Origin of the sequence: Dehalococcoides sp. UCH007 (assembly GCF_001010485.1) — a bacterium.
Taxonomy (GTDB): Bacteria; Chloroflexota; Dehalococcoidia; order Dehalococcoidales; family Dehalococcoidaceae; genus Dehalococcoides; species Dehalococcoides mccartyi_A.
Genome location: NZ_AP014722.1, coordinates 1,326,659 through 1,351,444 on the forward strand (window position 1 = coordinate 1,326,659; position 24,786 = coordinate 1,351,444).

Sequence of the window (24,786 nt, forward strand, 5' to 3'; positions counted from 1 at the left end):
TACTTTAAGCGTTTATCAGACCGAACTGTTTATGCCGCCTACCGGCTGCTCAGAATTCCACCATTCCGCAGGCGGTTTCGTACCATACTGGAAGTTTTTATCCATTCCCGTAAAGAAACTATTGAAAATGGAAGTGTTTGATACAGTTCCCTTAACCAGATCATGAACAAAGGATTTATCCATGGCATTGAACGGACAGACAGGCTGGCAGGCAGGGCAATGGCCGCATTTGCTACGGTCGTTACGCCAGTGGAGATAACCTGGGTTGTCCCATTCGTTAGATACTTCCCAGCTGGGTTCACCTTTCTGAATAGCACCAACCGGGCAGGCATCAGCACAGATACCGCAGGTTTTGCAGAATTCACGGCCGCCGAAATCTATAGGGCTGCATTGCTCAAGGGGCAAATCAGTCAGCACGCCGTGCATAACGCGTACCATAATGCCGTATTTAGGTGTCATCACTGCTCCCCAGCGGGCCAGTTCCCCGGCACCGGCCATAACACCGGTAGCACCGGTGGGTGCAAATCTGGCATTAATATTATCCAGAGAGATGTAGCCAAGCCCCCACAAAAATTCCTGAATTGTCTTGACTGTGCGTATCCAGTTTACATAACTGTACAATTGTCCGGCATTCTGGCAGGTACCGGTTCCGTGACGGGTCACCTCACCGGGCTGACGGGATGAGAACTGCAGGAACCACTTGACCTTGCGGGGGATAACAATCTTGGAAATGGGCTGAATTTCAGGCGTACACACGAAATCATCCACATCACCAAATTCAAATTTGGTAGGTGTTGCCATTCGGAGCATACGCTTTGTGCCCCACATTATCTTTAGGAATTTGTCATCAACCGGTATGGCGGTGACATCATCAAAGCCGTAGTAACGGGCAGCTGCCCTCACTATCTTCAGCGCTTCTTCAGGAGTACCCTGCCACTTTGTTCCGCCCCGTTGGTCAACCGGCATAACAGTACGCCACCCTTGAGGGCGGTCCTGCAGGGAAGTATATTTACCACCTGTAGCCGCTCTTACTTCAGCCGGGAACATTGTTGAATTGAACAAACCAGCTCCGACAGCTAAAGCATTGTCCTTTATATCACCGATATAATCAGGATAAGTCGTATCAGGCGAAGGGCCGGGAAGACCCAGCATGTTCGGACCGGGATCCCAGTCCGGATACTGTTTATACGTATAATCCAACATTACCTTCTGGTATTCGGCTCTGGTACGTATATTCGGCACTATCCCGCCGTTTTTGTCATTAGCTGTACCCAGGGTAGGCAGTACATTCCAATCAATGGGTGTAGTAGGTTCACTTACTTGTTTTACCCACCAGGGCATATTGATTCTTGACGAGGGTGCTGAAGCCATTTCATCCAAATCACGGAAAACCGGGCTAACCGCAGATGCTGTTCCCACCCCTGCGCCAATTAAGCCCAAACCCTTCATGAAATCACGCCTGCTAAGAATACTATGAAACTTAGACATGTTTTTCCTCTTTCTATTGATTAGACTTTGAATCTTTAGCGGATAGCACTCTGTGCTATTTTTATTTGCTCATATGACCTCCCTGCAGTCTTGTTGAGGCTCAGTTAAACAGGAATCAAAATCAGGTATAAACCGGTAGATATCTTCTTTAGTCCAGCCGCTCATGCCCCACTGGCTGCGGTCACGCCCGTTATTAGTCTTCCAGCACTTTACGTACTTCGCCTCCTGCGGGCGCACCGGGTGAATAAGGCAGCTTCCACCCTTTTCATCAAAGAATATGCAGTACCCCCGGTCAAAGGTGCGTATAGGCGGTATCCGCCCTCCGGTTATGTCTTCTTCCCCGTGTTTTGCCCAGCGCAGAAAAAAGGTGCGGCAGTCTTCGGTATCAGCTACCATATATTTGGAAACAAGCTCTGCCACAGTCAGCTTCAGGTAATCCGCTATCGCGGGCAGTTCTTCAGGGCGGGGTATGCAGACATATGTGTAGCAGCAATGCCCGCATCTCACGCAGCTCTTTACCCCGAGCATGGCGGCAGGCGGGTGCTTCTTGGCCATATCAGCCAGATGGGCTTCATATTCGCGGGCAAGAGATTTCCAGTAGCTCTTCTCCTGCTCCGTATACGACGGTGTGCCGCTTGGGTTAACCACCGGACAGTGTCCCTTGATTTGTTACTGCGGATATTTGTTGAAGGCGTTTCATCGGTCTTTCCCCCCTTGTATGGGTTCGGGCGGGCAGGTGGCAGTCTTTCCGCATACGCCTTCCTGCCCGCCCCTGACTTAATTGCTAAGCTGTTTTACTTCTGCCGGAAAGAAGTCTCCACTCCACCACTGCCAGTATCACTGCCAGTCCTGCAAACAGTGCAAACCCGAACCAGGCAGCACTGGTTTCAAAACCTGCCAGCGATGACAGAAGATGCTGAGTGCCGACACTCATCAAACCAATTATGAGCACACTAAAAACCCAGTCATACCACTTAAAGCTGACTTTGCGGTTCAGAGTGTATAAAACTGAGGCTATTACTATTCCTATGAGCAGCCCTATCAGATAAAACATTCCTATACTCCTTTTCGGATTATTGCCCTATATTGAGGTATCTATACCGGTTACCGGCTGTTCGGAATCCCACCACTCTGCAGGCGGCTTCCGCCCGTAATCAAAGCTCTTGTCCATAGTGGTAAAGAAGCTGTTGAAGATTGAAGTAGTGGAAACTGTGCCCTTGACCAGTTCATGTATGCCTGATTTATCAAAGGCATTGAACGGGCAGGTACCCTGACAGACCGGACAATGGGAACAAACTGCCATGTCGGTGCGCCAGGTCAGGTAACCGCCGTACTGGTACGGCTTAGCCGCATCCCAGGTGGGCTCATCCTTGCTGATAGCTCCCATCGGGCAGGCGTCTGCGCAGATACCGCAGGTCTTACAGAATTCACGTCCGCCGAAATCTATAGGTTTGCACTCTTCAAGCGGAAGGTCGGTAAGTACGCCGTGCATTACCCGGACAGAAATACCGTATTTGGGAGTCATAACACCACCCCAGCGGGAAAGTTCGCCGGCACCGGCCAAAATACCGGTGGCACCGGTGGGTGCAAAACGGCCGTTGATATTGTCCAGCGAGATATATCCCAGACCCCACAGGAAGTCCTGGATGCTCTTAACTATCTTTACCCAGCTGGTGTAATAATATGTTTGTCCGGCATTCTGAGCCGTGCCAAGGGCATGACGGGTAACCTCGCCGGGCTGACGGGATGAGAACTGCAGGAACCATTTCATCCTGCGGGGTATGACAATCTTGGTGGGACGTATGGCAGGCGTACACACGATATCATCCACATCACCGAATTCAAAGGTGGTGGGTGCACCATAGGTAAGCAACTGCTTCTCTCCATACATTACCTTAAGGAAATGGTCATCTACCGGTATGGCGGTGACATCGTCAAAGCCGTAAAAACGGACTGCCGCCCTTACAATTTTTAAAGCCTCTTCGGGAGTTCCCTGCCACTTGGTACCGCCGCGCTGCTCAGGCGGAGGCATAAGCCTCCAACCCTCGGGATGGTCAGTCAGACCCATATATTTACCCCCAGTTGCCATGATTAACTCCGTCGGGAACATACCCATGTTAAGCAGGGCTGATCCCATAACCAGAGCATTGTCCTTTATATCCCCGACATAATCAGGGTATTCAGGGTCTGCTGAAGTACCTGCTAACCCCAGTGTGCTTGCGCCTTTTTCCCAATTCGGGTATTTTTCCAGAATACGGTCCATCTTCATCCGGTGAATCTCGGATTCCGGATAGGCGGGAGGAATTAACCCCATAGGGGGAGGGCCTTTATAGGCAGAGCCGAGAATAGGCAGTTTGTCCCAATCAATAGGGGTGGTAGTCTCATTTACCTGTTTAACCCACCAGGGCATATTAACCCGTGCCGAAGGTGCTGAAGCCATTTCATCCAAATCACGGAAAACCGGACTAACCGCAGCTGCTGCACCTAATCCGGCACCTGCCAACCCCAAGCCTTTCATGAAATCCCGCCTGCTAAGAGTGTTGTGAAATTGAGTCATATCTTCCTCCTTTTTAAATGTGTATTGCCGCTATTAATTGGTATCGGAAAATAAACTGCAAGGCATTTCCCTATGGAAACATTCCATGGAAACTTTCCATAGAACTATACAACTAAAAACGGCTAAATGCAATACACAAAATGTAAAAAAGGAAATTTAGAGGGTTTTTACGTTGCGGATGGCAGGTTTACGGCAGATGGAGTGTTCCGGGTCTATAAAGATTGAGGCTGTGTTTATCAACCCTGGTCAGCAGTTCATTTATGATGTCAATTTCAGATTCGCTCAAAATCGTCCAGGGATTTTTCCGGTACTTAAACCATTCGGCAACCAGTGTATATAACTGCTCACCTTTGGGCGTAATCTCTATTTTGAGCAGATGTTTATTTTTAGGGTTTTTTACCAGCTTTATGCTTCCTTCGTGATGCATACGGGAGAGGATTTTTGATACTGCAGCCGGATTCCGCCGCATTACCTTTGATATTTTCACCGGGGTTAACGGCTCAGGACTGGTAACCACCTCAAGCAGAATAAAGGCCTTTTCCGGGGTTGTGCCTATTGAACGCAATTCTCTGGCTATTATCCTATCAGTTAAATCCTTTACCTGGGTAATCTTAAGACTGGCTAAAACGTATTTGTCATCCTGACCAAAAGAAGTATTAAACTTGCTGTAGTTTTCTTCTTCGTGGTGGCTTGCACTCATACTCATATTACCTATTCTCCATTTTATATTACCGGTAAATATATCCGGGAGGAATATCAGGATTGTTTAACTCTATGCAATAACTTAGTCCCCGATGATAACGCAATGGTAATTTTAATTTCAAGGTTACCTATAATAATACCTTGAAAGCTCTGCTTTCACAATCGCAAAGCTCCTAACAATAAGCTAATATATCAACCTCTTTCTGATACTTGCCATAATCTGACAGAGAACGCCTTAATAACTTCAGATACACTTGCGGCAGAAAAATTCCCAGACAAGTATTTCAGAGTATTAAACCCCGCCTGTTGAATTTCACCGCCAGATTTAATCTTTCGGGTCTTTCGGTTTTAGTGGTCTTTAATAGAGCAAAATTTTAGTTTGGAAAGGGTGGATTCATGCTTCGGATTAAATTTTTGCATTAGTTGTAAAACAGGAGGATAGACAGAAATACAGATACACCCTTGGGAGAGTAAAAGGGTTGGCGACAGGAAATAATCAACCGGATTTGCCGGAAAATACATCTATCAGATGGGTTACGTTAATATCTGGCCGCCAAAACTGCATACTACACCCCAGCCCAATTGCAGGAGGTTATCTAAAGCCTGGTCATCATCACTCAGGCAAAAGGAGAGGGTAGAAATGCCCTGGATCAGCTTACTAAATCAGATATTGATAACACCCTCCGCCGGATATATGGTATAAAAGATACCCAGATAGGATTTAATCTAGCTAGAAAGATATAGGTGACTAAATATGAGCTGGTTTAAAAAGCATCTTCACTGGGCACTGGTTATCGGCTTGCTGATTATACCGAATGTTTGGTATGCATCTTTATTTATAACCAGTTTTTACGGCTTTACAGGTGACACAACACCTGATAAATATGGCTTTGTTATAATCCAAATCATAACAGGACTTGTATGCATTATCTGGCCATTTATCCTGTCCGGATGGGTGCTGAAGCAAAAAGGGCGGCATTTGGCCTGGCTTTTTCTGCTGTTTATATCCTTTGGCTGGATAAGCCTGTTTATTCTTGATAACCACCGCACAAATCCTCCTTACAGACTACCAGATACCAAACCTGAAAACCCAATACTTCAACCCGCAACTAACGCAGACAACACGGCGGAGGGTGTGGCCTATTGCTCCCGGTGCGGAACCAAGCTCTCCCCCGGGAATTTATACTGCCGTGCCTGCGGCAACAGAGTGGTTTAGGTCAAATAACCGCATATCATTCTTAAAAAGACTTGGAGGAAATATACATCAGAACGAGACAATTTCCAATCAGAGCATATCCAGGCCAAAAGTTCGTTATCGATGACCATGGGGCCGAGGAATGGGCAAAGAAACTTATCAATAAAAAGGCTTTGAATTACGAATATTTCAGGTAATACAAGCAATTCTGTTGCTGATTTCATTTAATCGGGGGGAAAATACGGACAATCTATCAGAATAACTTAAAGCAAGAGCATTTAAACGTAAAATATCGGATGGGAGTTTCAGTTCCGATAACACTCATTTTCACAATTGAATTAATCAAAATAAATTGAGGGGGAGTATACTCCCCCTCATAAACTTTTCCTCAAAAACTAAACTAAGACTGTTTAGCTCTTCGGGTAGCCAGTTGCCACGGAAGTACTAATAGCACAACCGAAGGCAATCCCATAAACAATAAAATCATATAAGCGGGTTTTATCTCTGATTCCGCTAAACTGCCCAGGAAATTTTGGACAGCCAGAAATAATAACACTATCCCCGCTATACCCATCAGCCACTCATACCAGGTTAGCGACATTTTTTTACTCAAAAACCATATCACCAAACCCAGCAGGACAATTCCGAATAAAATACCTTCCCAAAAAATCATTTCTTGTCCTCCGTTTTAATTTGTATTAAACGCCTAGCGTCCCAGAAGTCTGGCGTAGTTAAGAGTTGAGACAGATGAACTTGAATCGCGATTCCACCAGCCATCATAATCAGTATCCACATCGGAATAGCCAAACAGCCTGTCGGAATCAGCGAAAAATTTGTTCAGGAGAGTTGTATTGGATATGGTAGATTTAATGATATTGTGCATAGAAGCAAAGTTCTGCTGAGAAAATACACAATACCCCTGGCAATATGAACAGCCGCGGCAGCGTACGTAATCAACATGCCAGTTCTTCACGCCCGGCCTGCTCCATGTATTGGGTGTGCCTGCAGGTATGCCATACTCAGGTCTGCCCAGTTTGGTGGGGAAGATGTCCCAAGTCGGTTCTTTATCCTTGTTTATGGCTTCATTCGGACACAGATCTGCACAAACACCGCATGTCTCGCAAAACTTGGTCATACCCCCATCAATAGGCGGTGTCGGCACAACCGGTAAATCAGTAAATATACCCAGATTTACCCTGTATGCAGAACCCAGTTCAGGGCTTATGCCAATTCCGTGTCTGCCTATTTCATTTATACCTGCCAGTGCACCACCGCCCGTGTTGTAGCACCAAACGCTTTCGGAATGCAGATATCCCAATACCTTCAGGAATGCTTGCATACGTATAAGCAGTGTAAGACGCTGATTGTAACCCAGTGCAAATGATGACCCATTAATGGGCTGCATATGACCGGGTTGTGCGGGGTCACCAAGAATCCGCATAGTGTCATGCGGTTGGGTTACCTGTAAAACTATTACGTATTTCATTTTGTTCGGGAATACATGTACGGGTGCAGGAAATCCTAACCCGAAACCGCGGGGAATGACTTCACCAGTAGCATACGGCTCATCACAATCTGCCCATTTTGTAGAATCCGCAAAGGTAAGTTTCTTTACCTTGTCATCTACTTCCAGGAAACCCACTTTGTATGCACCAAAATAATGAGCAGCAGCTGTTATCATACGGCTTGCCTCTTCGGGTGTTCCAGACCAGCGGGGTACTTTTTTAAACTTCGGTGTACCGGGATTACCCCAATCAGGCCACGCATCAGGAGTGGGATCTGCGTTCCATATTTGAGGAGCAAGGGAAGGCGGTCCCACAGTTTCGTCAATAGAATGATCAAACAAGCCGCGCTGCATGGAAGCTATAAAGAGTGCATAATCCTCCATGCGGTATCCAGGCTTAGTCTGGTCCATTTTCGAAGGGTTAGTCAAAGCATCTTCATGAGTGAGATAACCGGGATATGGGCTGGGATAGCCGAAACCTTCCATTCCTGTTTTTATAGAGTGGCTGGGAGTCAGCATATTCCAATCTACTTCTATAGTCGGATTGCCATGTTCCCTTTGCTTTACCCACCAGGGGTGAGAAACTTTATTGTCAGCGCTGGGCATAAGTTCATCCAGATCATGAAAGGCCGGAGCGGCAGCCGATGCGAGGCCAAGACCGGCTCCGGATAAGCCCAAAGCCTTAACAAAATCCCTTCTGCTGAGTGTACTATGGAATTTAGACATGAAAACCTCCTTTTGTTGTAATAACATCTGTATAAATCAAAATCCTGAACAAATTGAATTTAGGCAATCACCTCCTCTCAGGATTCCCGTTGTCGTCTTAATAAACCTTGCCCGGGTGCAAAATTGCACTTAATGCGACAAAGCCGAATCCGGACAAAACAAGTAAAGAGGAAAGCAGGTTTGGAATGGTTATGCATATTTTGAATAATGCAGTTTATCTCCATACCTATACACCGGATTTTTGTAGATTATAGGATGGGGAAATTACATTAAGACCGACAGAGATTACATAATTCAGGACAAAAAAATTACCGGATTGTAACCGGCTGAGAAGGGGAATACTTTAATGCTTTGAATGTATGAGGTATTCAGATAATACTCAAAGAATACCCGATAGTGGCGTGTGATTTGATAAGTCCGTTTATTTTAGCGGCAGATTCTATCTTTATACGTAAACGGCGTATGTAAACCCTCAGGGTTTCAGTGGCGCTGGGATAATCTTCCCCCCATACGGCATTTGCCAGTTGGCTATAGCTTACAACTGCTCCCCGATGCTCCAGTAAAACCCCGATAATAATAGATTCGGTTCTGGTCAACGGTATAATTGAACCATGGCAGGTAAAACGGTTGACTCCCGGTTCGAACTTACATTCGCCGTAACGGATTACCTCACCTACAGGTATACCGGTACGGCGGCGCAGAACCGCCTTTATCCTTGCCAGTAATTCCAACTGCCCGAATGGTTTTGTTATATACTCATCCGCACCAAGATTCAAGCCTCTGACAATATCATTCTCACCCTGTTTGGCAGATATTATAATAATGGGCACACTTGAAAAAAGGCGTATACGCTTTATGGTTTCAAAACCGTTTATATCCGGCAACCCCAGATCAAGCAGGACAACATCAGGACGTTCCTTTTCCAGCATTTCGGCAGCTTCCAAACCGCTATCGGTAGTTATTATATCCACCTTATCAGTGCCGGCTTCCAAGGCAAGAGTCATAAACTCAACAATCTCCGGGTTATCTTCAACTATCAGTGCTCTCACAAACTGATTTCCTTTCTATCTGACTCTCCGAAAGGTACTACCAAAGGTAATACAACAGTAAAAACACTGCCGGTACCCGGTTTGCTTCTGACCCTTATATCCCCGCCATGCAGTCGGACAATCATCTTTGAAAGCGGTAAACCTATACCCAAGCCGCTCATCTCATCACTAAGCTGTTTGCGACGGGAGTAGGGTTCAAAAATCCACTGCTGATTCTCCGGGCTTATGCCCTTTCCATTGTCTTTAATCGTAATCTTCACCCGTTCTCCATATTTGGCAACGTGTACATCAATGATCCCGCCCGGTGAAGTAAACTTAATAGCATTGCCTATAAGGTTAAGCATCACCTGCGAAAGACGGCTTTCATCACCCTGGATTACGGGTAAATTCGGAGTTATTTTTAAAGTAAGCGTATGCTTTTTATTTTCTGCCCAAGGCTTTAAATATAAAACCGTATCCTGCATAAGCTCGGTAATATCTATTTGCGAAACCTTTAACCGGAGCAGACCCATTTCTCCCCGAACCATACACATCAGGTCATCTACACGGGCATCCAGATTTTTTGCCCCGCGGTAAATATTTTCCGCCAACCGCTTCAGGGTAATATCAGACGCTTTTGCTATCAACATTTCACTCGCACCAAGCAAAGGCGTCAAAGGTGTTTTCAATTCATGAACCAGATACCGGTTAAAATCAATACGCCGATCCATCTGTTCCTGAAGTTGTTCAGTTAATCTTTTCTCTTTTTTATAGCGTTCACCTAGCCGGCGTTCCATATTTTTCCTGTCTGTTACATTCCGGAAAATAGTAAAACTGAATCCTTCCGACTTCATGATATGGGCAGTCACTTCAAATGGCACTATATGCCCGTCCTTAGCCACAAAAGCTATATTAAACTGAAGCCGTCTGTCAGATTCGGAACGTTGTCTTACATTTCTCCGTGACCGCTGAAAAAAAGGCTTGTAAGCGGGAGCAATCAAATCATCATTGCTTATACCTAAAAGCTCCTGGCGGGAATACCCCAGCCATTCACACATAATATCGTTTATATCAATGATATTGCCCAAGATACCATCGGTATAATCTATCAGCGCCAATCCGTCATGCGCTTCCTTAAAGAAACGATGATACACCCTATCTCCCGCAAGGGGGTAGGCGATCTCTCCATAAGCATTATTATTTGTATGGGACATAGACATAATCAGTAGTTTCCCGCCCGTTTTCAATAGTTTTATTTGAAAACTTAAATCCGCACCGGATTTACAGGATTTTAAATAACTAAACTAATAAATATTCCACTGTTCAGCATTGGTTTGGCAAATTTTCTGACCTCCTGTCAGATAGAACAAGCCAAACCAGATTCTCGCAAATAAACCTATTCTAGCATTGTTATTAACAGGTATAAAGACTCTAAATCCATCAAACCCATGCAGAAAAAATCCATCGCAACCGGGTAACTGAGGTGATTTTAGGGTTATTCCCTTATACTCGCATAAAACCCCAGCCATTATTCAGGAAGCAGCCAACCCTCCCTCATTTTCATTAAAGCAAAAAATATATCCTCGCTTAAAAAGCGAGGATATGTGTACATAAATGTATGGACGGGGAGTTAGAGTTATTTTAAAACCTCATCGCCACATTTGTATAAAAGCGGCAAATAAAAAGCGGGGGAAGGGATTCCCCCGCTTGAGTATAACCGGTAAATCTGGTTTAGGCCTGTTTAGCGCGCCGGGCCACCAACTGCCAGGCAATCACCATGAGAATCAGGGCAGGTATGCCTATAATTGCCAGACCCATCAAAGCGGCAAACGGGAAGAGCTCCTCTAAAGCTCCGAAAAAGTGCTGGACAGCCAATAAAAGCAGAGCAAACCCTATTCCGCCTATCAGCCATTCGTACCAGCTGACTTTCAGATTCCGGTTACGCAACCAGCTTGTAATACCGAACAAAGCAGCTGCAATAACAGCTCCAACCAGCATAAGGGGTACAAAATACTCCATATCAATTTTCTCCTTTTCTAAGTTGCTTACTGTCTCAACAGGTTAGGATGAGTGCCATAGATAAACCATTCATCAGGGCTATTCCACCATGATGTGGGATCCTTATCCTGCTTACCGTAATGCAGAACACCCTCCATACTGGTAAAGAAGCTGTTGAACAGCGGGCTGGTAGCTACAGTTGATTTAACAATACTGTGTACAAAGCTTCCATCACCGATGGTGTTGAACGGACAGTTACTCTTACAAGCACTGCCACAAGGCGTAAAAGTACAAGAGAACAGGTTGCAGCGCCAACCTTTATAACCGGGGATATTGTACATTAATTTGGTACCGCCGACCTGCTTGTCATCAGACCAGCTCTGGCCGCAGTTATTATCCCAGCTGCGGTTAATGCCGCGTTCCTGTATGGCACCTACGGGGCATGTTTCAGCACAGATACCACAGGTTTCGCAGAATTTAGTAAAACCGGAATCTATCGGATTAGTCACCGGTAACGGTAAATCAGTGTAAAAAACGGCATGAGTGCGCAGCAGACTACCATACTCAGGGGAGCCGGTAACCTGACCCATACGGCAATGTTCACCAAGACCGCTCCAGAGATCCCAAGCCACAGCTGATTGGATATCATGCCCGTAGGTTACGTTGTAACCCAAACCGCGGATAAATTGTTCCACAATAGCCTTGGCAAAGGCAACCCGTACATAAGACATTTCTTCTGTACCAGCAAAACCTGCACCTGACAGGGAGCGGCGTAAAAATCCGTCACAGGAGATATTATGGGTTGCAATGACGTACTTTTGCGAAGTGGGTATATGGAAACTAGTCGCATCCATATAGGATTCAGTTATGTCTGAATCCAAAACGATATGCTTATTACCTCCGGAAGATTCATTACCTGTCCAGCCTACACCGGAATATTCCCAAAGGAAGTTCTGGGATTTTTCATCCAGCATAGTGGTACCTATTACCGGCCCCAAGCCGACCAGACTAAAAACTGCCCTGAGCATAGCTGCATTTTCTTCAGGTGTTCCCTGCCATGCAGGCATATTTATTTCGCTGGGGCGGGGTGCCGGGGATGTCGTTGGCATACCATGCTGATTTAAACCACGACAAAATCCGGATTTACCATAGGCGGATGCCCAAAAGGAACTTGATAAAGCCTTATCCCGTATAGTCGGCCCGGCATAATCAGGCCAAATTTCCTTTGCTTTTTCAGTTACAGCCTCTGTGTTTTTCTCTAAGTTTGCATGAAATGCCTGCGGACCACCCGGATAGCTCATCATTACAGTCGGAAAATCCCAGTTTGCAAAACCGCGTAAATCACGGCGTTTCATCAGGTTCCAGTCTATCTCGACGGTGGGATTACCGTAGTCTCTCTCCTTAACCCACCAGCCACGTTTATTGGTTACTTTGGCTGAGCTAGCAAGTTCATCCAGATCACGAAATTGGGGGATTACCGCCCCGGCAGCACCCAAACTTGCTCCTGTAAGACCAAGACCTTTCATAAAGTCCCGTCTGCTTACTGTGCTATGGAATTGATTCATATTTACACTCCATTCATATTATTTTGGCAGGAAAGACCAAACCTTTTTATCCTATCTTCACCTCCTTATCTTCACCAGCAGCCAATAATTTGACTGTCCGTGAAACCTTTGAAGCAGTTTATCTATATAGTTTTTCTATGTAGATAAATTGTATCACCTTAGTCAAGGGGATACTTGGTTTGAATATGAGAAAAGTAACAGCTAAAATTGGCATTATAAGGAGATAAGAATATGCCTAATTTCTACTTTTTTGATTTCGGGGATAAAAATGTCGAGTTGTTCGGCATAATAATGCGAACCAGAAATATCCTCTACAAACTCTCTAAGCGACAACTTCATCACCTAGATATAAGCCCGGAACAGTCAACTATTCTTAAAGTCGTAAAAAATAGCCCCACTCCCCCAACTCCCATCCAGATATCCCGCCAGCTCCTTAGAGAACCGCATACTATTGCTATTAATCTGAAACGAATGCAGAATAAGGAACTGATTACTCTGGAACAGGATTCTGAATGGAAAAACAGGCTAAGGGTTAAACTGACTGACAAAGGTCAGCAACTTTGTGAAAAATCTTTATCCCCTGATTTTTTTCAAGAAGTGTTTCAGGATCTGACCGAAAAGGAAATTGACCAGTTCAAAAGTACTTTGGAGAAACTTTTAGCAGCTAATATGAAAAGACTGAAAACCCAAAAACCGGAATGACTGACAGATTCCCTAGATAATATATTCAGGTTATGCCTTTTATAGAAACTATTTCTACGAAAAACACAGGCGGGGGTATGCCCCCGCCTGTGTTTGCATGAACCAGTATGGTTTTAGGCTTTTCCTTTATTGCCTGCTATTAACCGCCAGTCTACAACACCCAGTATCACCGCTATAATGCCGAAGATACCCATGCCTACCCAGGCGGCTTTGGTATCATTTTCAGCCAGTGATCCATAAAAGTGCTGGACAGCTGCAAACAGCGCCAGAGTGGCAAGTACGGCAATCAGCCATTGCCACCAGGTTATCTGCTTATTTTGCTTTATAAGCCAGTATACAGACAGGGCAAATACTGCTCCGACAGCTAAACCTATAAAATACATATTGCTTCTCCTTTCAATTCCCTAGGCCGTGGTATCAAAACCATAAGTAGGTTGTTCAATATCCCAGAACTCCCACTGTGGTTTGCGGCCGTATTCCATAAACCTTTCCATGTTGGCAAAGAAGCCGTTAAAAGCAGGTATATTGGTTGTGGTAAGTTTTACCATATCATGGATAAAAGATTGTGAAGTTGAGTTAAAGGGGCAGGTGCCCTGACAGGTGGGGCAGTGCGGACAATCCGCATTATTGGTCCGCCAACCTCTATATTGACCCTGTGCCAAGCCATTTTTGGCCGCCGCCGGATTTTCCCAGGTTGATTCACCCTTCTGGATAAGTCCGAAGGGGCAGGCATCCGCGCAGATACCGCAGGTTTCACAGAATTTATATGCCCCGAAATCTATGGGTTTAGTAGGAGCTACCGGTAAATCAGTCAGCAGTGTCCATCCGCTAGCCCGGTTAGTCGTACCATTCTTAGGGTGAATAGCAGGGGAAGACATCCGCCCGTGTTCGCCAAGACCAGTCATAACAGCTAATGGATTAGAGAAATACAAGCCGCTCATATTCAGGCATTGATAACCCAAACCACGGATGAACTCCTGCATATGGCAAATCATCTTGACATAACGGGCATAACAATACCAGACGGTAAAACTCTCTGTAATACCAGCCTGACGACGGGTACCCTCGAAGCTCTGGCGGGCGGTAAAGGTGATTATGTATTTGCATTTGTTGGGTATGGCATATTCATCTGCTGTCTCATATGCCTCCTCTATATCCTTAAACGCAATCTGTTTACCGCCTGCATCACCGGTATTGAAGCCACTGCCGGCACCCTTGACCTTGTGGAAGAATTTTATAGTATCGGTATCAAGCTCCGCACACCCTACATCCTGACAACCCAGGAAACGGAAGGCATTGCGCAGGGTTTTGAAGTTTTCTTCAGGTGTACCCTGCCATTTTTGGGCACCAAAATCCTGCGGACGGATAGTAGTAGCTGCCTGAGGACCGAGAAAAGAACTGAAGGTGGCGGTGCCGCCAGCTGCCAGTATAGCACTGCGCACATTAATCCTCTTGCCTCCCTGGTATATCTCGGCCGGCCACTGCCCCATCATCATAAATTTACAGGCATTGTCCAATGCGGTAGAACGGATATCACCCGCACCGGCATAACCTTTATCCCAACCGGGGAATTCCTTTTCGCAGTAATCATACAGGGTCAGTGCTTCTTCAGGTGTTTCAAGGTCGGTCATATAACCGCCGATTACACCCGCAGTCTCAAATTCAGCCGCTGTAGGCCGGCGGTGAGATTTAAAATTGTTGGCATTCGGACGCTCAAGAGCATTCCAGTCAATCTCTACCGTGGGATTTTTGATTTCTCTTTCCTTGACATACCAGGGATATTTATTAACATTAGACCCAAAAGACGTTAATTCATCCACGTCATGAAATACCGGCGCTGCTGCGGCTACCGCACCCAGCCCTGCACCTGCCAAACCCAGGCCTTTCATAAAATCACGTCGTGATAATGTACTGTGAAGTTTTGACATACAGACTTCTCCTTATTTCACTTGTTTTTGCTATTAATATGGCACTTTCCGGTCTTTTCCGGATGTCATCTTTCAGCTTCACCTCCTTGGCAGCCATGATTTACGGCAAAAGGCCGTTCAGGCACATATAAGTAGAGACCAGATATTTTTACCGTCAGCAAGATTTTCACACTCCTACCCAAGCCAATAACCCACGCCTCTTTGCTGGATGATTTTAGAGCCTGACAGCTTACTTTTAAGCCTGCGCATGTAATAATGCAAAGTATCCAGACTGACTTTTTGTTTACCCCAAACGATATCTATAATGCTTTGGTATTCCATTAATTGCCCTTGATTTAATTTCAAACAGGTATTAATCCGGCTCTCGGTCGGGGTGAGCGAGGTTCGGTTTTTGCAGTGGAGGGGGTTACCATCTTTACTACGCCTGTTTTGGCCGCCCGTTTTATTGGGTGGAAACTTGCGTTTACGCCTGAGGATGGAAGTGATTCTGGCTTTCAGCTCCCTGGGATTGGGAGGCGAAGATATAAAGGAGTCTGCTCCCAGCTCAAGAATCTCGGCAGATTCATTCCGGTTGCCCAGTACCAATATAGGCATATAAGCCAGCTTGTTTATAAGATGGGCTAATTCAGGCAGAGGCAACTTAAGACGGGTTTGATTTACTATCACTAAATCTGCATAAACCCGAGAAGCTTTTTCTAAGCCATCAATTTCAGTTGCGGCTGTAATGATTTGATAATCCGCAGCTTTTAATAAAGTGATAAGTGCTGATGTATCAGCTATGTCATCTATTAGAAGAATAAGTTCTTTTGACATCTTAATACCTTAACCTGTGCCAAAACCATATCACATGAAGGTATCGAAACCGGTGGAGACTATACTGTTTAGGAGTATCTTTAATGAAGATTCGGTTTAATTTGGTGAATTTATGACGAAAAGCCTTAACCGCAAAACAACAATTCACCTGCTGTCAGGTGAAAAATATCCGGCTCAGAATTGCCTTTTCAGGCTGTAGCCTAACCCTCTTTCGGTAACAATTATCCTGGGATACTCCGGATTTACTTCTATCTTGGCTCTCAAATTATGAATATGCTTCTTTAAAAGGTTGAGATCCCCGCTGTATTCCGTGCCCCATACCTTCTCAAGCAATATCCTGTAGGTAAGCACTTGTCCGCTGTTTCTTGCAAGTAAAGCCAGCAGGCTGAATTCGATAGGGGTCAGATGAACAGGTGAACCGAACAGGGTAAGCTCCCGCCTGTTAAAATTGACTTCCAAACCGTTGCTGATAGGTATGGTACTCTCGACCTTGAAGCCCAAATTCATATTACGCCGTAAGAGTGCATGAGTAACCGCCTGACACTCTATCCCATTAATCGGCTTTTCTATGCATTCATCTGCCCCGTCTTCCAGAAACTGGACTTTACTGCCAACCTCGCTGATAGGATTAAGAATAATAATGGGTATATCAGAAAATTCGCGGATACTGACAAGGATATTCGGGGCTGCCGAATTTAATAGACAGGAATCCAGCACAATCAGATCTGGCGACAAATTCTCTATCAAACCTATCCCTTCGCTGATATTGCCAGATACGGTGTGTTCCAGATTTTGGTAACGGATTTTGAGGCACAACACCAGGTCTTTTAAGACTTGCGGATCGTCACATATTATTAGTATTTTCATTGCATGCTGATTTTCCTTATTTCAGATTAATCTCCAATACGGAACAGTTAAAGCTATCCATCCGCATATCAGGGTGATGGTAAAATTAGCATGTTGGCACTGCCCTTATTATGTTGCACGTAAAACCATAGATACTCCTTTCGCTCTCCAAGTATAGTTTGGTACATGCCGGAAATATTAAATATTCCCATTCAATAAATTTAACATACAAAAGTGTAGAAACAGGTTCATATTGTGTTTAAAAAGGTTTATTCTTCTGGAAATCCAGTTTAATATTGTGAATGTTGGACGATACCGAACAGATATTTTTTATTCACCTCCGGTATTTATGACCAGCTATGAATAGTATATAATAAGATTATCTACCTAGACTATCTTTACATCCATAGTTTATGGTCTGCATATATGATTGTCAATACCTGTTAATAAACAGCAATACTAATGTATCTATTTTGGCATTTAGGCAAAAACTATACGTGAAAAAGCTTCGGCGGATACGCACAAATAGGTAAGTACAAGTTATAAAAACACAAGTTCTGTGATAATATATATAGGTTAGGAACTATCAGTGATCAAGATTTGTTGGGAAGATAACATGGAGAAATCCAATCATCTTACAAAACACCACCTGCTGTGGATAATGATAACCCAGATTGAACACATAGTCGGGCAGTCATTTTCTCAAGAGCTGAGAAAGATCGGTCTGACACGGGAAAAATGGGCAGTTATCCATGAATTGGTGTATCTGGGCGGAGAATCTACCCCATACAGGCTTGCAAAGAGATTTGTATACGAGCCGCATTCTATTTCGGCTCTTCTTAGCCGTATGGAACGTGAAGGGTTCATACAGAAAACAAAAGATTTAGCCAAGAAAAATATGGTAAGAGTGTCCCTGACTGACAAATCAAAGGAACTTTACCCCAAAGCCATGAAAATTTGCCAGGAACTTTTTAAGGATATCATGGGGGATATCCCTGAAGAAGACGGCATCGGATTGATGGAATCTATAGCCCGGTTACGGGATTATTCAATTATCTCAGCGGCAAAGAGAAAACACCTCACACCTTTTAAATACGAATAACAGGCATATTCGGTATTATTCTCCTCGGGGATTTTTTATGAATTTCCCTTTAATGACCTCATCTTGCCCTGCTTGTACATGGTATCTCTGATTAAGGCTTGTACCTTAGGCAAAACAAGGTTAAATAAAAAAGGGGGAAGCCAGCTTCCCCCCCAAAAAAATCTGTTGACCTTTCCTAAACTAGGACTGTTTTGCCCTTCGGACTACCAGCTGCCAGGCAACCACCAGAAGAATCAGGGCAGGTATGCCTATAATCGCAAACCCCATCCAGGCTGCATAGAAAAACAGCTCTGTCATAGCGCCTAAAAGGTGCTGGACTGCCAGCAGAAGAAGCCCCAGACCCAGAATGCCTATGAGCCACTCGTACCAATTGACTTTTACGTTGTTCTTACGCAGCCAGGAGATAACTCCGAACAGGCCGGCAGTAACAACAACCCCAATCAGTATAAAAGGTATAAAATTTTCCATTACGGTTTCCCTTCTCTATTTTTGTTACTGGCGTAAAGAATTCGGGTTGGTGCCATAGACATACCAAGCCTCAGGTGTCTCCCACCAAGATGAAGGTTCTTTATCCATGTAGCCATACTTCAGGGTTTCTTCCATATTCCTGAAGAACCCGTTGAACAAGGAAGTATTTGACACGGTTGCTTTAACTATACTGTGCATAAAGCTGCCGTTATGCAACGCATTGAATGGGCAGCTAAATTTGCAGGCAGCGCCGCAAGCCGCTTTTGTTGTTACACAAGTGAATGTATCACATCTCCAACCCTTGTATCCGGGGATATTGTACATAGTTTCTGTGCCGCCGTTCTGGATATCATTCGCCCAGTCCTGACCGCAGGCATTATCCCAATTGCGTCCGATACCTACCGGAGATATAGCCCCGACAGGACAAGCATCGGCACAGATACCGCAGGTTTCACAGAATTTGGTTAAACCCGCATCAGAGGGATTGGTAAATGCCAGAGGCAAATCAGTATAGAAAGTGGCATGAGTCCGCATCATACCGCCATATTCGGGCGAGACAGCGTTCTGCCCCATGCGGGAATGTTCGGCAACACCGCTTAAAAAGTCCCAGACGAGTGCCGGCTGCAGAGCATGCCCGTAAACCACATGGTAACCCAAACCGCGTATAAACTCTTCAACAAAGTTCTTGGCTATGGAAACGCGGCTGTATGAAATAGATTCGGCCGGGGTGCCAAGCGGCGAGTAGGTGCGGCGGGTCAATTCGTCTAATGACAGGTTGTGGGTTGAAATTACATATTTGTGGGAAGAGGGTATGTGAAGTGTATTGGGATTTTGTGTCCGGTAAAACTCGCTTATATTATCATCAAAGATGACATGTTCACTGGGCTGACCTGTCGGTAACCAAGTCCAGGAATCACCGGTATATTCATAAACAAAGTTCTTGGTCTTTTCATTCAGTTCGGAGACACCTACCATAGGGCCCAAACCCATTACACTGAAAGCCGCCCTTATCATCATAAGGTTTTCTTCCGGTGTGCCTTCCCATTTGGGAATACCCAATTCCTCAGGAGTAGGAGCCGGGGCTACTTTCCAGCCGCCCTGAGTGGTATTTACGGCATAAGTGCCAAATGTACCAACTGATTCTAAAGCATGCGCCAAAGCAAGGTCTCTGGTGCTGGCCTTGTAATCAGGCCACAATTCCTTTAGTTTGTCACTATTTTTCTTTGCCGCACTTTCCAAACCTGCCATCAGGGCAGGCGGGCCGCCGGGGAATTGGAACGGCAGGTAATTCATAGTCCAGTTATCATACTGGCGCAAGTCTCTGCGTTTGATAAGATTCCAGTCAAGCTCTATACCTATATCCCCGAATTCCCTATTCTTTATATACCAGGGGCGGTTAAGGGTCGCCTGAGCGGAAGACATAAGTTCATCCAAGTCATGGAAAACAGGCGTAACCGCTGCAGCCGCACCGATTCCGGCACCAGCCAGACCCAGCCCCTTCATAAAATCCCGACGGGAAACTGTGGAGTGTTTCTTAATCATAAAAGATCCCTTTCAGTTTAATTTCGATAAAGTCCCTGTTTATTAATAAGCATGTATTTGCTCCTGCAACACCCCCTTCCTTCACTTAAAATACATCACGGTTTATTCGCTCCCTCACATTTAGAAACAGGACCTATCCGTAATAAAAACCCTGCGGTTTCAGGTAAACTTAATCTGCACCAATATCATTTGGCAGATACCGTCAAACTCTGGTCAGCTTTCTTGCTCTCCAAGCGGCAGCGCTTGATATCCATGTACCAGACGCCCATACCCCCGAATTTGGCCTGCTCATCAAATACCCTATCCCATTCCTCTATGACCAGCCGTGACTTGAAGATAGGCCCATCGGTTACAAAGGTGTGGTAATAGCCCACATTCCCGTTCGGCGATAAACTGTGCCGCAGCTTAAGCTCCGAGAGCATTTCCTTATCCAGCTTGCGCCCCAGCCAGCTCTCTCCCAGCTCGGTGCTGTCTGCCGCCAGTATCCGTACCTCAAACCCCAGCTCTATCAGCTCCCCAAGCAGGGTGGCGCGGTTGTCCTCCCAGAGCGGCAAGTGGTATTCCATACCGGTTGGCTCACAGACACTCTTTATCCAGTTAAGGTGCTTTCCGGCAAAACTGTTGCCTATATTGACGTCCCCGAAGACTACCCCGTTAACCCCCTCTTCTCTGAGGCCGTTAAGCATACGGCGGTAGTTGTCATCGTACCCCTCGGCGGCTGACGGCCACTCCAGAAGGGGTATGCCTATTGCTTCGGCCTGCATCCTGAGTGTTTCCGGTGAAAGCAGGTGTGGCCAGAGCCTGCCGCTGCTTTTGGTGATTATGCTGGCCAGGTATTTGACCTTAAGCCCGCTCTTTATAGCTTTATAACAGGCAAGGGTGCAGTCCTTACCCCCGCTCCAGGATACTATTACTTCTTTCATACTTTGCCCCCCTGTGTATTCCAAAACCGGCACTTTTACAGGTGTGAATCAAAATCAGGTATAAACCGGTAGATATCTTCTTTAGTCCAGCCGCTCATGCCCCACTGGCTGCGGTCACGCCCGTTATTAGTCTTCCAGCACTTTACGTACTTCGCCTCCTGCGGGCGCACCGGGTGAATAAGGCAGCTTCCACCCTTTTCATCAAAGAATATGCAGTACCCCCGGTCAAAGGTGCGTATAGGCGGTATCCGCCCTCCGGTTATGTCTTCTTCCCCGTGTTTTGCCCAGCGCAGAAAAAAGGTGCGGCAGTCTTCGGTATCAGCTACCATATATTTGGAAACAAGCTCTGCCACAGTCAGCTTCAGGTAATCCGCTATCGCGGGCAGTTCTTCAGGGCGGGGTATGCAGACATATGTGTAGCAGCAATGCCCGCATCTCACGCAGCTCTTTACCCCGAGCATGGCGGCAGGCGGGTGCTTCTTGGCCATATCAGCCAGATGGGCTTCATATTCGCGGGCAAGAGATTTCCAGTAGCTCTTCTCCTGCTCCGTATACGACGGTGTGCCGCTTGGGTTAACCACCGGACAGTGTCCCTTGATTTGTTACTGCGGATATTTGTTGAAGGCGTTTCATCGGTCTTTCCCCCCTTGTATGGGTTCGGGCGGGCAGGTGGCAGTCTTTCCGCATACGCCTTCCTGCCCGCCCCTGACTTAATTGCTAAGCTGTTTTACTTCTGCCGGAAAGAAGTCTCCACTCCACCACTGCCAGTATCACTGCCAGTCCTGCAAACAGTGCAAACCCGAACCAGGCAGCACTGGTTTCAAAACCTGCCAGCGATGACAGAAGATGCTGGGTGCCGACACTCATCAAACCGATTATGAGCACACTAAAAACCCAGTCATACCACTTAAAGCTGACTTTGCGGTTCAGAGTGTATAAAACTGAGGCTATTACTATTCCTATGAGCAGCCCTATCAGATAAAACATTCCTATACTCCTTTTCGGATTATTGCCCTATATTGAGGTATCTATACCGGTTACCGGCTGTTCGGAATCCCACCACTCTGCAGGCGGCTTCCGCCCGTAATCAAAGCTCTTGTCCATAGTGGTAAAGAAGCTGTTGAAGATTGAAGTAGTGGAAACTGTGCCCTTGACCAGTTCATGTATGCCTGATTTATCAAAGGCATTGAACGGGCAGGTACCCTGACAGACCGGACAATGGGAACAAACTGCCATGTCGGTGCGCCAGGTCAGGTAACCGCCGTACTGGTACGGCTTAGCCGCATCCCAGGTGGGCTCATCCTTGCTGATAGCTCCCATCGGGCAGGCATCTGCGCAGATACCGCAGGTCTTACAGAATTCACGTCCGCCGAAGTCTATAGGTTTGCACTCTTCAAGCGGAAGGTCGGTAAGTACGCCGTGCATTACCCGGACAGAAATACCGTATTTGGGAGTCATAACACCGCCCCAGCGAGAAAGTTCGCCGGCACCGGCCAAAATACCGGTGGCACCGGTGGGTGCAAAACGGCCGTTGCAGTTGTCCAGCGAGATATATCCCAAACCCCACAGGAAGTCCTGGATGCTCTTAACTATCTTTACCCAGCTGGTGTAATAATATGACTGACCAGCATTCTGGGTTGTGCCAAGGGCATGACGGGTAACTTCGCCGGGCTGACGGGATGAGAACTGCAGGAACCATTTCATCCTGCGGGGTATGACAATCTTGGTGGGACGTATGGCAGGCGTACACACGATATCATCCACATCACCGAATTCAAAGGTGGTGGGTGCACCATGAGTTATCAGCCATTTTTCACCAAACATTACCTTAAGGAAATGGTCATCTACCGGTATGGCGGTGACATCGTCAAAGCCGTAAAAACGGACTGCCGCCCTTACAATTTTTAAAGCCTCTTCGGGAGTTCCCTGCCATTTGGTTCCGCCGCGCTGCTCAGGCGGAGGCATAATCCTCCAACCCTCGGGATGGTCAGTCAGACCCATATACGCGCCATGGGTTGCCATGATTAACTCTTTAGGGAACATACCCATGTTAAGCAGGGCAGCCCCCATAACCAGAGCGTTGTCCTTTATATCCCCGATATAATCAGGGTATTCAGGGTCTGCTGAAGTACCGGGAAATCCCAGTGTGCTTGCGCCTTTTTCCCAATTCGGGTATTTTTCCAGAATACGGTCCATCTTCATCCGGTGAATCTCGGATTCCGGATAGGCGGGAGTGATTAACCCCATAGGGGGAGGGCCTTTATAGGCAGGCCCCAAGGTCGGGAGTACATCCCAATCAATAGGGGTGGTAGTCTCATTTACCTGTTTAACCCACCAGGGCATATTAACCCGTGCCATGGGTGCTGAAGCCATTTCATCCAAATCACGGAAAACCGGGCTAACCGCAGCTGCTGCGCCTGCCCCTGCGCCTACCAAACCCAAGCCCTTCATGAAATCACGTCTGCTTAGAACACTATGAAACTGGGCCATCTTAGCCTCCTTTTACTAATTGCCTTTAATAATTCCCGTGTATACCATTAACCCCGGTTGGATTTCTCTATACTCACACCTCCACGTACTTATGTATTGGTAATAGTCTTAATCATTTGGTTATTCAAGGCAGCCACCAACTTAATCCTTGAGACCAGCCACGGGAAACAGGTGATGCGCCCTTAAACCCGGGGGTTAAAAAATTCTGACAGAAACCCGGAATCCTTAAAGAACACCTGCTAAACGGCAGCACAGCCTTTTGAGGCCGCACCGTAAGAATCAGGCAACTTGTCAGTTTACTCATACTAAACATGTCAAACCTGTATGCAGGAGATTACCAATAGCTTTTTCCCAGCTTTATATTTGTCTTGCCCGATATGTTGTCATGTAAAGCTATACACGACAAGTTTACATGACAAGTGTTAATAAAAACATCGTACTAAAGTACTAGTACCACCTGAAAACAAAAAAGAGCGGCAGTGCCGCTCTCTAAGCTGAAGCTGGGGAAATTATTTGTTAATCAGCTTTGAATTTCATATTCTTAAGGACATCTGACGCAACTTTGTTAATCTTCTCCAGCATGACGATAAATGATTCAACCTCGGTTTCATTTAAAACCTTAAAAAGTACATCGTGTTGGGTTTTTATTGTTTTCTCAATACCCTCACAAATTTCCACACCCTTTGGAGTGAGTTCAATCCTTATCAGATTTTTGTATTCCAAATCTTTAATCAGATTTATAGTGCCGTTTTTTTGCATCCGCCCAAGTATTCTGGAGACCGCCGCTGCATCACGCCTGATTATCTTTCCGAGTCTGGTAGGAGTCATCGAAACTGATGAATTGTGAATTTCAACCATAATAATAGCCTGCTCCGGTGTAACACCAAGAGGCTGAAAACTCTTTGTAATAACTCGGTAGACTAAAACCCGTACTTGTTCAAGCCTTAAACCGGCTTTTATATATTTATCCTCTGTGCCAAAGGAAACCCAGTACTGGTCGGCTTCTTTTTGCTTTCTGCCCGGTACCACAGCCATAAAATAGACCTCTTTTTATTACTATATTACACTGACGATAATCATGCTAGATAATATATTCTAGGATTATATGCCATTTTACATACCTAAGACAAATTAAGCTGCATCTCAACTGAATAAAAAATGCCCTCACCTTAAGAAGCGGGGACACTTTAACTAAATAACCCGGCAGGG

Annotated in this window: 25 protein-coding genes; 3 read left to right on the forward strand and 22 right to left on the reverse strand. The window is 45.8% G+C overall.

All coding sequences use genetic code 11. From position 1 onward, the window contains the following. Nucleotides 1-15: 15 nt before the first annotated feature. From UCH007_RS06995 to UCH007_RS07015, 5 genes are all read right to left on the reverse strand, one after another. Nucleotides 16-1,488, reverse strand: a complete 1,473-nt coding sequence (locus UCH007_RS06995; protein WP_023652852.1) for a reductive dehalogenase — start codon at nucleotides 1,486-1,488, stop codon at nucleotides 16-18. A gap of 69 nt (nucleotides 1,489-1,557) precedes the next feature. Beyond that, nucleotides 1,558-2,136, reverse strand: coding sequence for a YkgJ family cysteine cluster protein (locus UCH007_RS07000; RefSeq protein WP_046961430.1), 579 nt, complete (start codon nucleotides 2,134-2,136; stop codon nucleotides 1,558-1,560). A gap of 136 nt (nucleotides 2,137-2,272) precedes the next feature. Then, a complete protein-coding gene (locus UCH007_RS07005) occupies nucleotides 2,273-2,542 on the reverse strand; it encodes a hypothetical protein (protein WP_041331553.1) in 270 nt (89 codons plus the stop codon). A 27-nt stretch (nucleotides 2,543-2,569) separates the two neighbouring features. Next, a complete protein-coding gene (locus UCH007_RS07010) occupies nucleotides 2,570-4,045 on the reverse strand; it encodes a reductive dehalogenase (protein WP_046961431.1) in 1,476 nt (491 codons plus the stop codon). A gap of 187 nt (nucleotides 4,046-4,232) precedes the next feature. Next, nucleotides 4,233-4,751: a MarR family winged helix-turn-helix transcriptional regulator gene (locus tag UCH007_RS07015; protein WP_046961432.1), complete on the reverse strand. Its 519-nt coding sequence runs from the start codon at nucleotides 4,749-4,751 to the stop codon at nucleotides 4,233-4,235. Between the two features lie 750 nt (nucleotides 4,752-5,501). On the opposite strand from UCH007_RS07015, the gene UCH007_RS07020 reads away from it, so the two are divergent. Continuing rightward, nucleotides 5,502-5,963 carry a zinc-ribbon domain-containing protein gene (locus UCH007_RS07020; RefSeq protein ID WP_046961433.1) on the forward strand — a complete coding sequence of 154 codons (462 nt, stop codon included), beginning with the start codon at nucleotides 5,502-5,504 and terminating at the stop codon, nucleotides 5,961-5,963. A gap of 379 nt (nucleotides 5,964-6,342) precedes the next feature. Here UCH007_RS07020 and UCH007_RS07025 read toward each other — a convergent pair whose 3' ends face one another. The 6 genes from UCH007_RS07025 to UCH007_RS07050 all read right to left on the reverse strand — a co-directional run bounded on the left by UCH007_RS07025 (nucleotide 6,343) and on the right by UCH007_RS07050 (nucleotide 12,763). Then, nucleotides 6,343-6,615 (reverse strand): hypothetical protein, encoded by a 273-nt coding sequence (locus tag UCH007_RS07025; protein WP_046961434.1) that lies wholly within the window; start codon nucleotides 6,613-6,615, stop codon nucleotides 6,343-6,345. A 33-nt stretch (nucleotides 6,616-6,648) separates the two neighbouring features. After that, a complete protein-coding gene (locus UCH007_RS07030; RefSeq protein WP_046961435.1) occupies nucleotides 6,649-8,172 on the reverse strand; it encodes a reductive dehalogenase in 1,524 nt (507 codons plus the stop codon). A gap of 368 nt (nucleotides 8,173-8,540) precedes the next feature. Continuing rightward, nucleotides 8,541-9,221 carry a response regulator transcription factor gene (locus UCH007_RS07035; RefSeq protein WP_046961436.1) on the reverse strand — a complete coding sequence of 227 codons (681 nt, stop codon included), beginning with the start codon at nucleotides 9,219-9,221 and terminating at the stop codon, nucleotides 8,541-8,543. Further along, the gene (locus tag UCH007_RS07040) at nucleotides 9,218-10,420 is read right to left on the reverse strand and encodes a PAS domain-containing sensor histidine kinase (protein ID WP_082111143.1); all 1,203 of its coding nucleotides are present in this window, start codon (nucleotides 10,418-10,420) and stop codon (nucleotides 9,218-9,220) included. Before UCH007_RS07040 ends, UCH007_RS07035 begins: the two co-directional genes overlap by 4 nt. A 511-nt stretch (nucleotides 10,421-10,931) precedes the next feature. Beyond that, entirely contained in the window at nucleotides 10,932-11,219 is a 288-nt protein-coding gene (locus UCH007_RS07045) for a hypothetical protein (protein WP_012882610.1), read from the reverse strand. A 26-nt stretch (nucleotides 11,220-11,245) separates the two neighbouring features. Beyond that, entirely contained in the window at nucleotides 11,246-12,763 is a 1,518-nt protein-coding gene (locus UCH007_RS07050) for a reductive dehalogenase (protein ID WP_041331540.1), read from the reverse strand. A 231-nt stretch (nucleotides 12,764-12,994) separates the two neighbouring features. Here UCH007_RS07050 and UCH007_RS07055 point away from each other — a divergent pair, with 231 nt between their 5' ends. Continuing rightward, on the forward strand, nucleotides 12,995-13,465 hold the full coding sequence (locus UCH007_RS07055; protein ID WP_023652843.1) for a MarR family winged helix-turn-helix transcriptional regulator: 471 nt from the start codon (nucleotides 12,995-12,997) through the stop codon (nucleotides 13,463-13,465). Between the two features lie 113 nt (nucleotides 13,466-13,578). Here the strand turns inward: UCH007_RS07055 and UCH007_RS07060 are convergent, their stop codons facing one another. From UCH007_RS07060 to UCH007_RS07075, 4 genes are all read right to left on the reverse strand, one after another. Continuing rightward, the gene (locus UCH007_RS07060) at nucleotides 13,579-13,848 is read right to left on the reverse strand and encodes a hypothetical protein (RefSeq protein ID WP_046961439.1); all 270 of its coding nucleotides are present in this window, start codon (nucleotides 13,846-13,848) and stop codon (nucleotides 13,579-13,581) included. Between the two features lie 21 nt (nucleotides 13,849-13,869). Then, on the reverse strand, nucleotides 13,870-15,393 hold the full coding sequence (locus tag UCH007_RS07065; RefSeq protein ID WP_041331542.1) for a reductive dehalogenase: 1,524 nt from the start codon (nucleotides 15,391-15,393) through the stop codon (nucleotides 13,870-13,872). A gap of 174 nt (nucleotides 15,394-15,567) precedes the next feature. Beyond that, nucleotides 15,568-16,206 (reverse strand): response regulator transcription factor, encoded by a 639-nt coding sequence (locus tag UCH007_RS07070; protein WP_041331543.1) that lies wholly within the window; start codon nucleotides 16,204-16,206, stop codon nucleotides 15,568-15,570. Between the two features lie 174 nt (nucleotides 16,207-16,380). After that, nucleotides 16,381-17,073 (reverse strand): winged helix-turn-helix domain-containing protein, encoded by a 693-nt coding sequence (locus tag UCH007_RS07075; RefSeq protein WP_046961440.1) that lies wholly within the window; start codon nucleotides 17,071-17,073, stop codon nucleotides 16,381-16,383. 595 nt (nucleotides 17,074-17,668) lie between these two features. On the opposite strand from UCH007_RS07075, the gene UCH007_RS07080 reads away from it, so the two are divergent. Continuing rightward, nucleotides 17,669-18,154 carry a MarR family winged helix-turn-helix transcriptional regulator gene (locus tag UCH007_RS07080; protein WP_012882616.1) on the forward strand — a complete coding sequence of 162 codons (486 nt, stop codon included), beginning with the start codon at nucleotides 17,669-17,671 and terminating at the stop codon, nucleotides 18,152-18,154. Between the two features lie 180 nt (nucleotides 18,155-18,334). Here UCH007_RS07080 and UCH007_RS07085 read toward each other — a convergent pair whose 3' ends face one another. From UCH007_RS07085 to UCH007_RS07115, 7 genes are all read right to left on the reverse strand, one after another. Then, nucleotides 18,335-18,622, reverse strand: coding sequence for a hypothetical protein (locus tag UCH007_RS07085; protein WP_012882617.1), 288 nt, complete (start codon nucleotides 18,620-18,622; stop codon nucleotides 18,335-18,337). Between the two features lie 24 nt (nucleotides 18,623-18,646). Then, nucleotides 18,647-20,164, reverse strand: coding sequence for a reductive dehalogenase (locus UCH007_RS07090; RefSeq protein WP_046961441.1), 1,518 nt, complete (start codon nucleotides 20,162-20,164; stop codon nucleotides 18,647-18,649). A gap of 185 nt (nucleotides 20,165-20,349) precedes the next feature. Then, nucleotides 20,350-21,087 carry a diphthine--ammonia ligase gene (locus UCH007_RS07095; RefSeq protein WP_046961442.1) on the reverse strand — a complete coding sequence of 246 codons (738 nt, stop codon included), beginning with the start codon at nucleotides 21,085-21,087 and terminating at the stop codon, nucleotides 20,350-20,352. Nucleotides 21,088-21,122: 35 nt separating this feature from the next. Beyond that, complete coding sequence (locus tag UCH007_RS07100) at nucleotides 21,123-21,668, reverse strand: YkgJ family cysteine cluster protein (RefSeq protein WP_041331551.1); 546 nt, start codon at nucleotides 21,666-21,668, stop codon at nucleotides 21,123-21,125. 136 nt (nucleotides 21,669-21,804) lie between these two features. Beyond that, nucleotides 21,805-22,074 carry a hypothetical protein gene (locus UCH007_RS07105; RefSeq protein ID WP_041331553.1) on the reverse strand — a complete coding sequence of 90 codons (270 nt, stop codon included), beginning with the start codon at nucleotides 22,072-22,074 and terminating at the stop codon, nucleotides 21,805-21,807. A 27-nt stretch (nucleotides 22,075-22,101) separates the two neighbouring features. Then, nucleotides 22,102-23,577, reverse strand: coding sequence for a reductive dehalogenase (locus UCH007_RS07110; protein WP_041331556.1), 1,476 nt, complete (start codon nucleotides 23,575-23,577; stop codon nucleotides 22,102-22,104). 516 nt (nucleotides 23,578-24,093) lie between these two features. After that, nucleotides 24,094-24,612 (reverse strand): MarR family winged helix-turn-helix transcriptional regulator, encoded by a 519-nt coding sequence (locus tag UCH007_RS07115; RefSeq protein ID WP_012882624.1) that lies wholly within the window; start codon nucleotides 24,610-24,612, stop codon nucleotides 24,094-24,096. Nucleotides 24,613-24,786 lie beyond the last annotated feature (174 nt).